This window comes from Streptomyces sp. NPDC055400, assembly GCF_053644375.1.
Map to the genome: position 1 here is coordinate 78897 of NZ_JBSHLM010000005.1, position 12707 is coordinate 91603.

Genomic DNA, 12707 nt, shown 5'->3' on the forward strand with positions numbered 1-12707 from the left:
GGTCTACGCGTCCGGGTGGTCCTGCCGCCACCACGGGCCGGCGCCGAGCCGGCGGCGGCCCGAGTCCGTGAGGTCCGCGTCGTCGGCGAGGTCCGGGTCGGGGAAGGGGTCGAGTGGTCGCGGGGCAGCGCCTGCTCGCTCCGCAGCCGTGCGGCCTCGTGCGGCGCGCGCAGGCTCAGGGGCCTGGTCGCGGCTCGGTCCGGTGCCCAAGGGGCGGCGGGAATGAATCACGCGGGAGAGTCTCGCAGGTCGCCGGGGCAGGTTGCACAACACCCTCAGGACAGCGCTCTCATGACGGGCCGACGGTCTCCGCGCCAGGGGCCTTGAGGCGGGAACCACTCAAGGTCACATGGAGTCTTCCGGCCCCCGCCGGATGGCGTAAGCGCGATGGCAGGCGGAGAACAACGATCCTAAGTTGCCGCCATGGCACGATTCGTTGGCTTTTACCCTTGTATTACCAAGTCAGTTGTCGCCTCCGTCGCCGGTGCGGCGATCGTGGTCGGCCCGGTCGGCGGCGTCGCGGCCGCGGCCCCGCGCTCCGATGGCGTGAGCAGTCAGATCCAGACCGCGCCGGGGACACCGGACGCGCCGGATCTGTCGGCCCTGTCCTGGACGGTGACCGACGTCGGTACCGGCGAGCTCCTGGCCGCCAAGGCGCCGCACCTTCGCCTGCCGCCGGCCAGCACCCTCAAGACGCTGTTCGCGTTGGCTCTGTTGCCGAAGTTGCCCGCTGCCACCCAGCACACGGCCGTCACCGCCGACCTCGACGGCGTGGCTCCCGGCAGCAGTCTCGTCGGCGTGCACGAAGGAACCAGCTACACCGTCGGCGACCTGTGGCGCGGTGTGTTCCTCAGCTCCGGCAACGACGCGGTGCACACGCTCGCCAGACTGAACGGCGGACTGGATCTCACACTCGCTCAGATGCAGGCCACCGCGAACCGGCTCGGCGCGCACGACACCTCGGTGCGCACGCCCGACGGCTTCGACACCCCGGGGCAGTACTCATCCGCGTACGACCTGTCCCTGTTCGCGAAGGCGGGGTTGCGGAACCCGGACTTCCGTCGTTACTGCTCCACGAAGTGGGCCCAGTTCCCGGCCGTGGGCGGCCCCGACTCCTTCGGCATCCAGAACACCAACCGTCTGCTGGTCGGATCACACGGCGTGGATCCCTACCCGGGGCTGATCGGCGTGAAGAACGGATACACGTCCGAGGCCGGCAACACGCTTGTCTCCGCCGCGACCCAAGGCCACCGCACGATCCTGGTCACCGTCATGAACCCGCAGGACACCACTGCCAACGCCGTCTATGACGAGAGCCGCGAACTCCTGGACTGGGGTTTCGAGGCCGCTCCAGGCGCCGTGAAGGCGGCCCAGGAGCGAGGGTCGGCCTCGCACGCCCCGTCACATCGCCCGGAGTCGGCCCATCACGGTGCCGTCGCCGCGCAGGCTTCCACCACGTCCAAGGACGCGTCGTCCGGCCTGGCCCGTCACCTGGGAGCGGCCGGCGCCCTCCTCGGTCTCGCCTGTGTCCCCTTCGTCCTCAAGGCTGTCCGGCGCAGGCGCAGGCGCTCCACCAGGTGACGGCCCACGCGCACCGGGGCCCGGCGCCGGACAGGCGCCCCTGCGCGATTCCGCGCAGAATGAGGAGGTGGCCACGCCCGGCGGAGCCGTGAACCGGTGCGCCCACGGTTACCGAGGGTGTACGGGCCAGGAGGTCTCATGGATCGCTCCTTCGAACCGAGCGGCGTGCCCGATACGCAGAGTGATCCCGAGGCCGCCGCCCACGTCGCCCTGGCGGTCAACGGCATGGGCACGTTCTCGTGGGACGTGGCCGCCGGGCTGATTCAGTATGACGACGGGGGCCTGGCCGTCATGGGGTTCCGGCCCGGCGAGTTCGACGGCCGGCTGGCCACCCTGGGTGAGCGGATCGTGCCCAGCGAGCTGCCTGCCATCGAGGACCTGGTGGACAGGGCGCTGCGGGAGCGCTCCGGATTCAGCCTCTACTTCCGGGTGCGGCACCCCGACGGGCGGCTGCAGTGGACACACACGCAGGGCCACATCGTCCGGGACGGGCGCAACCGTCCGGTGCGGGTCATCGGGATCATCCGCGACGCGAGCCAGGAGCTGCGGGCGGTGGACCAGACCGAGCTGCTGCGGCAGGCCCGGGAGGACCAGCGCCGGCCGTCCGACGTCGTCGTCCACGTCAGCGACGCGCTCGTGCCGACCGTCACCGTGGAGGACGTCGCGGAGGCCCTCACCGATTCGCGCCTGATGGAGCGGATAGGCGCCTCCAGCATCATCCTCGGCCTGATCGACAACGGCCGCATGGTGCTGGTGGGCGCCAACGGCGTCCACGAGGGCCTCATCCAGGACTTTCACCTGGCACGTCTGAGCGAGCCGCTGCCGCTGACCGAGGCGGCGCGCAACCGCGAGGCGGTGTTCGTGACGAACAGGCTCGACTTCATCGCCCGCTTTCCGGCACTGACGCCGTACATGTCGCAGTTCCCGGACGCCGCGGCAGCGGTGTATCTGCCGCTGATCGCGCAGGACACCCCGATCGGTGCCGTCGGGCTCACGTACGAGGGGCGGGCGAGTTTCCCGCCGGAGGAGCGGACCGTGCTGACGGCGCTCGGCAAGGTCATCGCGCAGTCGCTCCAGCGGGCGCTGCTCTACGACCAGGAGCACGAGCTCGCCGCGGGGCTGCAGACGGCGATGCTCCCCGGGATCCTGCCGCACCTGCCCGGCGTGGACCTCGCGACCCGTTACCGGCCCACGCGCGCCCGGGGCGGCATCGGTGGCGACTGGTACGACGCGCTGACGCTGCCCGACGGGCGGATCGCCGTCGTCGTCGGCGATGTGCAGGGCCACGATGTGACGGCCGCCGCCGTGATGGGGCAGCTGCGCATCGCTCTGCGCGCGTACGCAGCGGAGGGGCATCCGCCGTCCACGGCCATGGCACGCGCCTCCGCCTTCCTCGCCGAACTCGACACCGACCGGTTCGCCACCTGTCTCATGGCCCTCGTCGATCCGCTCACGGGGATGACCTCGGTGGTGCGCGCGGGCCATCCGGAGCCCGTACTCCGTGCCCCCGACGGAAGCTGTGCCTGGCTCGACACCCCCGGCGGCCTGCCCCTCGGTCTCAACGCGCCCGGTGGCCAGCCCGCGTACCCGGTCTTCGAGACGGTCGTCGAACCCGGTTCGACGCTGGTGCTGTGCACGGACGGGCTCATCGAGTCGCGCGCCGAGGACATCGACCAGGGGCGTGAGCGGCTCCTCGACGCGCTGGAGGCAGGGCCGGGGCCGCCCGACGCACTCGCCGACCATCTGCTGGACGCCATGGCCCCGTTCACGGGCGAGGAGGACGACGTGGCTCTCCTGGTGCTGCACCGGACCCGGGGGAAGGCGACCCCGGCACCGCGTATGGAGGCGGTCATCTCCCCCACCGATCCCGACGCTCTGCGCAACGCGCGGATCGCCTTGCGCGAGGCGCTGCACAGCTGGTCGCTGGAGGCTCTCAGTGACACGGCGGAACTCCTCGCCTGCGAACTCGCCACCAACGCCCTGGTGCACACCGACGGCAGTGCCACGCTGACGGCCAGACCGGTACTGCACAGTGGCCGGGGCCTGCGCCTGGCCGTCAGCGACACGTCGACCGCGTCGCCCCGCCGCCGGGCCGCGCCCGAACGTGCCACCTCCGGCCGCGGCATCATGCTCATCGAGGAACTCGCCACGGCCTGGGGCGTCGAACCCCGCGGCAACGGCAAGACGGTGTGGTGCGAGCTGTCCCTCGATCTGGTCTAGACAGGGCACCTACGACGTCGTGGTCGGGAGCGAGATGGTGAGGGGCGCGGGCGGTGCGTCAACTACCGCCGGCGCAGGGTGATGTACGGCTCGAAGGCATCCAGCAGCAGCTCGCGCATCCGCGTCGCGTCCATGTCGCCCGTCCCCGCGAGGACCTGGATGGCCATGCCGTCGACCATGCTGGTGAAGCGGCCGGCCATGGCCTCCGCGTCCGCGCCCTGCCCCATCCCCTCGCGCTGGCAGGTCCGCAGCAGGTCGAGGACGGTCTCGCGCCAGCGGACGTGGACGCCCTTCTGTCCTTCCCTGAGGGTCGGGTCGAGGATGGCCTCGTTCCACGACTGCACCCACACCGACCATTCGTCGGCGTCCTCTTCGGTGGTCGTCAGCTGCACCTCGATCAGCCGGCGCAGCTTCTCCACGGTGGTGTCGGCCGTCCTGAACTCCTCTTCGAGGCGCGCGTGGAAGCGGTCGGCGTAGAAGACGAGCGCGGCCCGCAGGGCGTGATCCTTCGTCGGGAAGTGATAGTGGACCGTGCCGGTGCTGGTGCCGCACGCGCGGGCGATGTCGGCGACCCGTACCTTGTGGAACCCGCGGCGGGCGATGAGGCGGGCGGTGGCTTCCAGGATCTGGGCGCGGCGCAGGTCGGCGTCCACGGCGTCGGCGCGGCGGCGCACGGCCTGCCCGCCCCCCGTGGCGGGCGGCCTTCCCGCGCCGGTGCGCAGATACCGCTGCGACACCTTGCCGACCTGCGCGATCGCGGCGACCTCGTGGTCCTGGAGGCGGCGGTTGCCGCGCAGGGCCTTGGACAGGGCCGTGGGATCCATGCCCACGCGGTCGGCGAACTCCCGCTGGCTGATGGGCGCCGAGAGCACCACGAGCCGCGCCCGGTCCGCCAGGGTCGCGGAGCCGTCCGCGGTGTCCTCCGCCCCGCCTTGGATCGACGTCATTGCGCTGCGCCCGTTCAGCCTTCCGCTTGCGATGAGAGTGCCGCCACGACCTCGTCGGCCGCGCGCAGGCCCGACGAAATGGCACCGTCGATGTAGCCGTTCCACACACTAGCCGTCTCGGTTCCGGCCCAGTGCACGGTCCCGGTGGGTTCCCGCCAGCCGCGCCGCCCGTATCCCGTCCAGCCGCCGGGAGTTACGTACGCCTCGTAGCCGCCCTTCGCGAAGGCGTCCCGCGACCAGATCTTCTCCGTGTAGTCGAGCGGTCGCGCCGCCTCCTCCCCGACGACGGTGGTGAAGCCCGCCAGTACGGCCTCACGGCGGCCGGCGTCGTCGAGGTCGCTCCAGTCGGTGACGCGGTCGCCGTAGACGAATCCGACGAGGACGCCCCGGGAGGCGTCGTGGGGGGAGTTGTCGAACACGACGCCCACCGGTCCGTCGTCGTAGAGCGTGGCGACGCCCGAGAGTCCGGCGGCCCGCCAGAACGGGGAGTCGTACACCGCGTGGACCTTGGCGACGCGTCCCATCGGGCTGTGGGACAGCCAGCCGTCCCTGCTGACGGGGAGCCCCGGGGTGAAGCGGATGGTGCGGACCGCCTGTGGCGGCAGCGCGACGATGACCCTGCGGGCCTCGAACACGGTGGACGCGGTCCGGACGCGGACACCGCCGCCCTCATCGTCACACTCGACCGACTGGACCTGCTCACCGAGCCGGACGCGCCGGCCGAGGAGGTCGGCGACGGCGCGGGCCGGTCCGTCGGCTCCGGCGACGAAGCGGCTGTCCTGGGCGCAGTCCCGCGTCTCCATGAGCTGCTCGTACCCGCCGGCGGCGGCGATGTAGAACAGCACATGGAACAGGGAGATCTCGTACGGCTCCGCGCACCACAGGCCCTGCACGGCGAGTGCCAGGCGGCGCCGGGCGTCCGCGTCGTCGGTCTGCGCGCGGAAGAACGACTCGGCTGTCTGGGCGTCCCACTCGGCGAACCGGGGTGTGCGCCACGGCTGTTGGGTGTCCACGGTCCCGGCGAGTTCGTCGAGGACTTCGCTGACGCGGGTGTACTCCGCGATGCCGGGACCGTCGGCCGGTGCCGCGCCGATGTAGGGGGCGGTGCTGCCGTCGTGCCACACCTCGACGTGCTTGCCGGTCTCCCAGGTCGGGAAGGTGGCGCAGCCGAAGCGGTCCGCGAGGGCGAGGAGGCGTGTCTGGGTCGGGCCGACCCACTGGCCGCCGTGATCGAGCGTCACGCCGGCGGGCCGGGTCTCGGTGAGCACGCGGCCGCCCACGCGGTCGGCGGCCTCGACGAGAGCGAAGTCGACGCCCGCGTCGTGGAGTTGAAGAGCTGCGGCCAGTCCCGCGTAGCCGCCGCCCACGACGACCACCTCGGATTCGACCAGGTCCATTTCGGTCTGTTCCCACATGACCGCAGAGCATGTCGCAAGACTGATTGGCCAGTCAATCGTTGCGATGAATCTGTCCGCAAGTCTTGACAGGCCCTGCGCCGCCAGCATCATTGACCCACGCATCAATCTTGCGATTCGCCACCCACCCCGGACAGGGGGTCCGTCCATGGCAACGTCACCTGACACCACTTCGGAAGCCGCACCCGACAGCTCGCGCGAAAAGGGCCTGCGCACCGGTGCGCTCGGCATGACCACGAGCCTGATCCTCTCGGTGGCGTCCGCCGCCCCCGCCTACAGCCTCGCCGCGACCCTCGCGTTCATCGTCGCCTTCGTCGGCTTCCAGGCGCCGTCGATCGTCGTGCTCGCGTTCGTCCCGATCCTCTTCGTCTCCTTCGGCTACGCCGCTCTCAACCGCCAGGAGCCGGACTGCGGAACCATCTTCACCTGGGCCGCACGCGTCCTCGGCCCGCGCGTCGGCTTCATGGGCGGCTGGGCCATCATCACCTCGTTCACCCTGGTGATGGCGAGCCTGGCCCAGGTCGCCGGCCAGTACGTGTTCATCCTCTTCGGTGCGAAAGGCATCGGCTCCGCCCCGTCCAGCCCCTGGGTCCTCCTGGTGGGACTCGGCTGGATCGCCCTCATGACGGCCGTCTGCTATCGCGGCATCGAAGTGGCAGCCGCCGTCCAACGCGCCCTGCTCTTCCTTGAGTTCGCCATGCTCGCGGTCTTCTCGGTGGTCGCCCTCGTACGCGTCTGCACGGGGAACGCCGGTGCCGGCGCACGGCATCCGCACTGGTCCTGGCTCAACCCGTTCGAGATCTCCTCACCCAGCGCATTCGTCAGCGGCCTCGTCCTGATGCTGTTCATCTACTGGGGCTGGGAGACCGCGCTCACCGTCAACGAAGAGACCACCGACCGGCACCGGACACCCGGCGTCGCCGCCGTCTCCTCCACGGTCATGCTGCTCGTGCTCTACCTCGTCGCGACCGTGGCGACCCTGGCCTTCGCGGGCATCGGCACGACCGGCACCGGACTCGGCAACCCCGACAACTTCGGTGACGTCTTCTCCGCCATCGGCAGGGCCGTCTTCGGCGACAGCGGCTTCGGGTCCTTCCTGTGGCATCTGCTCGTCCTGATGGTGCTGTCCTCCGCAGCCGCGTCCACCGAGACGACCGTGCTCTCCCTGGGGCGCACGCTCCTGGCGATGGGCGTCCGCGGCGCCGTGCCGCGCGTCTTCGCGAAAGTCCACCCGCGTTACTCCATCCCGCAGTTCAGCACCATCGCCACCGGAGTCGCGGGAGCGGTCTGCTACGTCGTCATGAACTTCCTGAGCCACGGTCAGGTCATCGGCGATGCCGTGTCCTCCTGCGGGCTCATGATCGCGTTCTACTACGGCCTCACGGGCCTCACCTCGGCCTGGGCCCACCGCACCGAGTGGCGGCGCAGCGCCGCCGACTTCTGGCTGCGCCTCACCCTGCCCGCGATCGGCGGCCTGACCCTCGTCGCGGCCGGGCTGTGGAGCCTGAAGAACGACTGGGACCCGGTGAACAGCTACACGTCCTGGACCCTCCCCTTCGCACCCCACTGGCGCGTCGGCGGAGTCTTCGTCATCGGCGCCGGGACGCTCCTCCTCGGCTACCTGCTGATGCTGGCCTACGCGCGCATCGCACCGCGGTTCTTCACCTCGGCGCCGAAGGAGACCGCGGCCGCCGCCGGGCACCGGCCCCCGCACGAGCCCATCTCCAGCTGACCGCCACAGCCCCTCGGTAACCCTCCCACCACGGAGCCCGCCATGCCCTACCCCGTACGCGACGCGCTCGGCCTCTCCGCCGAGCAGTACGACTTCATCCGGCTCGCCCGCGACTTCGCCGCCGCCGAGATCCGCCCCCGTGCCCGCGCCGTCGACGACGCCCGGACCGAGTCACCGCTGGACCTGTGGGACAAGGCCGCAAGGACAGGCCTGGCCGCTTTCATGATCCCGGCGGAGTTCGGCGGCGGCGGAGTGACCGACATGGTCACGCAGGTGCTCGTACAGCAGGAGCTGTGCCACGGCGACATCGCCATCGGCAATCTGCTGACCTCCAGCGGCTTCTTCGCCGATCCCGTACTCGAACTCGGCACGCAGGCGCAGAAGGAGCGGTGGCTGCGGCCGCTCACCACCGACACACCCCCGTTGACCGCCCTCGCCGTCACCGAACCCGACCACGGTTCGGACGCCGCCGGCATCCGCACGCGCGCGGTGCGAGACGGCGATCACTATGTGCTCAGCGGCCAGAAGGCCTGGATCTCCAACGCCCCTTACGCACAGCGGTTCGTCGTGTTCGCCACGGTCGACCCGTCGCTCCGGGCGCGCGGCGTGACCGCGTTCGTCATCGACCGGGACACGCCCGGACTGACCGTGGGCAAACCGATGCGCAAGATGGGGCAGCGCGCCATCGTCAACGCCGAGGTGTTCCTCGACGACGTACGGGTCCCCGCGGCCGACCGGCTCGGCGCCGAGGGACAGGGATTCCTGGGCCTGATGCGCACCTTCGACGCCTCACGCATCCTGATCGGCGCGTCCTGCGCGGGCCTGTGCCGGGCCGCGCTGGACCTGGCCGTGGAGTACGCCCAGGAGCGCGAACAGTTCGGCGTGCCCATCATCGAGCACCAGGCGGTCGCGTTCCGGCTCGCCGACATGGCGACCCGCGCAGACACCGCCCACCTGGTGACGATGCGCGCGGCACGCCTCTTCGACCAGGGCGAGAAGGTCACCGCGGAGTCGGCGATGGCGAAGCTGACCGGCTCGGAGAACGCCATGTTCAACACGTGGGCCGCCGTGCAGACGCTGGGCGGCTGGGGCTACTCGCAGGAGTTCCTGGCCGAGAAGTGGATGCGTGACGCGAAGCTCGAGGAGATCGAGGAAGGCACCTCCGACATCCAGCGGCTGGTCATCTCCAGGGCGCTCGCGAAGTCATGACCACTCTCGACGTCTTCCGCGCCCCGGAGTCGGTCGCCGTCGTCGGCGCCACCGACAACCCGGCCAAGTGGGGCCACTGGCTCGCCCGCGGCGCCGTCGCGGGCGCGCACCGGCGCCGCGTGCACCTGGTCAACACGCGCGGCGGCGAGGTCCTCGGCCGCCGCAGCCACCCGCGCCTCGACGCGTTGCCCGAGATCCCCGATCTGGTCGCCTTCGCCGTCCCCGCCTCCGCCCTCGCCTCCGGAGTCCGAGATGCCGTCGCCCTCGGCGTGCCCGGTCTGCTCGCGATCACCGCGGGCGTCGAGGACGAGGCCGCTATAGGTGACGTGATCGCGGCGAGCGGGACCCGGCTGCTCGGGCCGAACTGCCTCGGTCTCTACGACGCGTCGGGCGAACTGGAGCTGGCCTGGGGCCGGTTCACGCCCGGCAGCCTCGCGATCGTGTCGCAGAGCGGACAGCTGGGCCTGGAGATCGCGGGGATGGCCACGAGCGCCGGTGTCGGCGTCTCCAGGTTCGTCTCCGTCGGCAGCCAGCTCGACGTGGGCGCCGCCGAACTGCTGGACGACCTGGCCCACCACGCAGCGACCCGCGTCGTCGCCGTCTATCTGGAGAGTTTCGGCGACGGCGAGCGTCTCCTGGACGCTCTGGACCGCCTGCGCGAGGCGGGCAAGCCGGTGCTCCTGCTGACGGTCGGCGCCAGCAAGGCCGCGCGGCAAGCGGCCCGTTCGCACACCGGCTCCATGACATCGGGCATCGATGTCGTGGATGCCGCCTGCCGGTCGGTCGGTGCGGTACGCGTCGAGTCACCGGTCCAACTCGTCGACACAGCACAGCTGTTGCTCCGGTCTGCGCCTGTGCGAGGGCGTCGGGTCGCGATCGTGGCCGACAGTGGCGGGCAGGGGGCCGTCGCCGCGGACACCGCGTCCCGGCTCGGTCTGACCGTCGTCGAGTTCCCCCCGGAGGTCCAGGAGCGACTGGCGGCCCTACTGCCGCCGCACGCAGCGGTCGCGAACCCTGTCGACCTCGCCGGTGCGGGTGAGAGGGACATCTCCACGTACGCCTCGACTCCAGCGGTGCTCGCCGACACCTCGGTCACCGACACCGTGGTCCTCAGCGGCTACTTCGGCAGCTACGGCCGCGACATCCCCGGACATCAGGCGGCCGAGTCGCAGGTCGCGCGGGCCATCGGCTCGCTCGCCGCCGAGCGGGCGATACCGGTCGTGGTCCACTCCATGGCCGGACACACCGAGACCGTAAGGGAGTTGCACGCGGCCGGAGTGCCGGCCTTCGCCGACATCGAGGCGGCGTTGAGGGCGGCGGCGACAGCGCACCGCTTCACTCGGGCGCCCCGTCCGCGCGGACTTCGTGCACCCGGGCGAGAGCATCAAGTACCACCGGGCGCTGGGTACTTGGCGGCTCGTCGGCTGCTGGCCGATGCCGGCGTCCCGTTCCCGCCCGCGGTCGGGATCGTGCCGGGCACGCCGGACCCCCGCGCCGCGATGCGCTCCCTCTCGGCACCGGTCGTACTCAAAGCCGACTGGCTGGAGCACAAGACGGAGCACGGCGGTGTCGCGACCGGGCTGGCCGATGCCACCGCGCTCGGCGCCGCGTACGACGACATGGTGGCGCGGCTGGGGCCTCACGGATACGTGGTCGAGGAGATGGACCGGCGCACCGACGTGGTCGAAGTGATCGTCGCCGCCCGGCGGGATGTACGCGTAGATGGTCGTGCCGTTCGGGTCGGGCGAATTGTGGAAGGAGACCGAAGGTGCCGCGCTCGCGGGCCCGGCTCCGAATCCGAGAGCCGCAGCAGTGATCATGAGGCCGCCGGCGGCGGCCGAGGCGACTCGCTTGGTGATCTGCATGGGTTGTTCCCCCTGTAGTGGTGGCCCGCCTGGCCGCACCTTCGCGGGCAGCCCAGTGGCTCCCGGCGACGCGGTGCGAGGTCGTCGCTCCCGTGCCGGTGACTCGACGCTCAGGCGGCGGACGGCGTACAGCGAGAAGTCCAGGGCCTGGTCATGGCCGTACGCCTCAGGAAAGACTCCCCGAACCGCGCTGGGGAGTCGTTAGCGCTCGGTCCACGGATGCCTTGGCTGTGAGTCGCCACCGGGCCGGTTCACGGGCGTCACCACCATCAAGTCACAAATCAATCACCTGTCATTCATATTTCCTTCACATACCTCGTCGACGTATTAGCCTCACCCCACCCGTAACACCTCAGGGGGGACAACATGACCAACGCGTACACAACGCCACCCGCGCCGCGCCCGGTTGACACCCGACCTCTGCGCAAGCGCAAGCGGGTGTGGCTGGGCGGATCAGGCCTGCTTCTCACCGGTGCGCTCATAGTGGGCGCCGGGAACGGCGATCAGCAGCCCGTCGCCGCCGAGGCCAAGCCCGCGCCGACCGTCACCGCCACCGTGACCGCCACGCCGGAGCCCGCGCCGACCGTCACGGAGACCATCAAGGCCAAGGCGAAGCCGCGCCCCACGGTCACCGTCACCAAGACCGCCCGGCCTGCCGCCGACACCGGAAGCGATACGGGCAGCGACACAGGCGACGGAAGCGGCAGCCAGGACACCACCGGCACCTGCTCGATCGTCTCCAACGCGGGCAACTGCTACTCGGCCGGCCAGTTCTGCCGCAACAGCGACCACGGCGCCGTCACCACCAACGAGGGCGGCACACGCATCAAGTGCGTGTACAGCTCCAACGCCTGGCGCTGGACGTACGCCTGACAGCCCAGCCACGCAGGGATGAACTGCGCCGCCGGCGCACCGGGCCGATACAAGGTCTTCTGCTCACGGCCAAGACCCCACGTCCCGCGTCGCATGGGCGGCAGAATCGTCGCATGCAGCAGCCGCTCTTCGTTCTCGTACACAGTCCCTCCGTGGGTCCCTCGACCTGGCACCCTGTAGCCGAGAGACTCAAGGCGAGGGGCCACCAGGTGCGGGTGCCGTCCCTTCTGCACGTCGGCGGCGGTGTCCCACCCTTCTGGCCCCGAGTCGTCAGTGCCGTCCGTGACGACCTCCGGCACGTTCCGGACGGCAGGCCCGTCATCTTGGTGGCACACAGCAACGCCGGCTTGTTCCTCCCCGTGGTCCGCGCCGCTCTCGACCATCCCGTGACCGGCTCGATCTTCGTCGATGCCGCACTGCCGGCCCGTGTCGGACCAACTGCTCTCGCACCACCGGAGTTGCTGGAGTTCCTCACGCCCATGGCCGTGAACGGCAGACTGCCGCGCTGGACCGACTGGTGGGACGAGGCCGACGTGGCACCCATGTTCTCGGATCCGACGACGCGTCAGACCGTCGTCGACGAACAGCCCACCCTACCGCTGTCCTACTACGAGCAGCGCGTCCCGGTCCCGGACGGGTGGGACGACCACCCGTGTTCCTACCTGCTGTTCGCCCCGCAGTACGAGGATGCCGCCGCCGAAGCCCGCGAACGCGGCTGGCGCGTGGCACACCTGCCGGGCGAACACCTCCACCAGATCATCGCCCCGGAAGCCACGGCACAGCACCTCATCGAGCTCGCCCGCACACCTTGACGCACCACTCACGTCACCCCGACCGCACACCAAACGGCTCCGCTGCCGTGCGA

Annotated in this window: 10 protein-coding genes; 7 read left to right on the plus strand and 3 right to left on the minus strand. The window is 70.8% G+C overall.

Translation table 11 applies throughout. The features are described from left to right. Positions 1–3: 3 nt before the first annotated feature. Positions 4–231 (minus strand): hypothetical protein, encoded by a 228-nt coding sequence (locus tag ACWIGU_RS14490; RefSeq protein WP_454400730.1) that lies wholly within the window; start codon positions 229–231, stop codon positions 4–6. A 192-nt stretch (positions 232–423) separates the two neighbouring features. Between ACWIGU_RS14490 and ACWIGU_RS14495 the strand changes: the two genes are divergently transcribed. Then, complete coding sequence (locus ACWIGU_RS14495) at positions 424–1581, plus strand: D-alanyl-D-alanine carboxypeptidase family protein (RefSeq protein WP_454400732.1); 1158 nt, start codon at positions 424–426, stop codon at positions 1579–1581. A gap of 138 nt (positions 1582–1719) precedes the next feature. Continuing rightward, the gene (locus ACWIGU_RS14500) at positions 1720–3801 is read left to right on the plus strand and encodes a SpoIIE family protein phosphatase (protein ID WP_454400734.1); all 2082 of its coding nucleotides are present in this window, start codon (positions 1720–1722) and stop codon (positions 3799–3801) included. Between the two features lie 62 nt (positions 3802–3863). Here the strand turns inward: ACWIGU_RS14500 and ACWIGU_RS14505 are convergent, their stop codons facing one another. Both ACWIGU_RS14505 and ACWIGU_RS14510 read right to left on the minus strand, forming a co-directional pair. Further along, positions 3864–4748 carry a TetR family transcriptional regulator C-terminal domain-containing protein gene (locus tag ACWIGU_RS14505; RefSeq protein WP_454400736.1) on the minus strand — a complete coding sequence of 295 codons (885 nt, stop codon included), beginning with the start codon at positions 4746–4748 and terminating at the stop codon, positions 3864–3866. Between the two features lie 14 nt (positions 4749–4762). Beyond that, entirely contained in the window at positions 4763–6163 is a 1401-nt protein-coding gene (locus tag ACWIGU_RS14510) for a flavin monoamine oxidase family protein (RefSeq protein WP_454400738.1), read from the minus strand. A 148-nt stretch (positions 6164–6311) separates the two neighbouring features. On the opposite strand from ACWIGU_RS14510, the gene ACWIGU_RS14515 reads away from it, so the two are divergent. The 5 genes from ACWIGU_RS14515 to ACWIGU_RS14535 all read left to right on the plus strand — a co-directional run bounded on the left by ACWIGU_RS14515 (position 6312) and on the right by ACWIGU_RS14535 (position 12654). Then, the gene (locus tag ACWIGU_RS14515; RefSeq protein WP_454400740.1) at positions 6312–7895 is read left to right on the plus strand and encodes an APC family permease; all 1584 of its coding nucleotides are present in this window, start codon (positions 6312–6314) and stop codon (positions 7893–7895) included. Positions 7896–7937: 42 nt separating this feature from the next. Next, entirely contained in the window at positions 7938–9104 is a 1167-nt protein-coding gene (locus ACWIGU_RS14520) for an acyl-CoA dehydrogenase family protein (protein ID WP_454400742.1), read from the plus strand. Further along, positions 9101–10987 (plus strand): acetate--CoA ligase family protein, encoded by a 1887-nt coding sequence (locus ACWIGU_RS14525; protein ID WP_454400744.1) that lies wholly within the window; start codon positions 9101–9103, stop codon positions 10985–10987. Before ACWIGU_RS14520 ends, ACWIGU_RS14525 begins: the two co-directional genes overlap by 4 nt. 348 nt (positions 10988–11335) lie before the next feature. After that, positions 11336–11842: a hypothetical protein gene (locus ACWIGU_RS14530; protein WP_454400748.1), complete on the plus strand. Its 507-nt coding sequence runs from the start codon at positions 11336–11338 to the stop codon at positions 11840–11842. Between the two features lie 326 nt (positions 11843–12168). Beyond that, the gene (locus ACWIGU_RS14535) at positions 12169–12654 is read left to right on the plus strand and encodes an alpha/beta hydrolase (protein WP_454400750.1); all 486 of its coding nucleotides are present in this window, start codon (positions 12169–12171) and stop codon (positions 12652–12654) included. Positions 12655–12707: the final 53 nt, after the last annotated feature.

Excerpts from the sequence above, each read along its gene's own strand:
- ACWIGU_RS14495 (WP_454400732.1), top strand. The coding sequence starts at position 424 with ATGGCACGATTCGTTGGCTTTTACCCTTGTATTACCAAGTCAGTTGTC.
- ACWIGU_RS14500 (WP_454400734.1), top strand. The coding sequence starts at position 1,720 with ATGGATCGCTCCTTCGAACCGAGCGGCGTGCCCGATACGCAGAGTGAT.
- ACWIGU_RS14505 (WP_454400736.1), bottom strand. The coding sequence starts at position 4,748 with ATGACGTCGATCCAAGGCGGGGCGGAGGACACCGCGGACGGCTCCGCG.
- ACWIGU_RS14510 (WP_454400738.1), bottom strand. The coding sequence starts at position 6,163 with ATGTGGGAACAGACCGAAATGGACCTGGTCGAATCCGAGGTGGTCGTC.
- ACWIGU_RS14515 (WP_454400740.1), top strand. The coding sequence starts at position 6,312 with ATGGCAACGTCACCTGACACCACTTCGGAAGCCGCACCCGACAGCTCG.
- ACWIGU_RS14520 (WP_454400742.1), top strand. The coding sequence starts at position 7,938 with ATGCCCTACCCCGTACGCGACGCGCTCGGCCTCTCCGCCGAGCAGTAC.
- ACWIGU_RS14525 (WP_454400744.1), top strand. The coding sequence starts at position 9,101 with ATGACCACTCTCGACGTCTTCCGCGCCCCGGAGTCGGTCGCCGTCGTC.
- ACWIGU_RS14530 (WP_454400748.1), top strand. The coding sequence starts at position 11,336 with ATGACCAACGCGTACACAACGCCACCCGCGCCGCGCCCGGTTGACACC.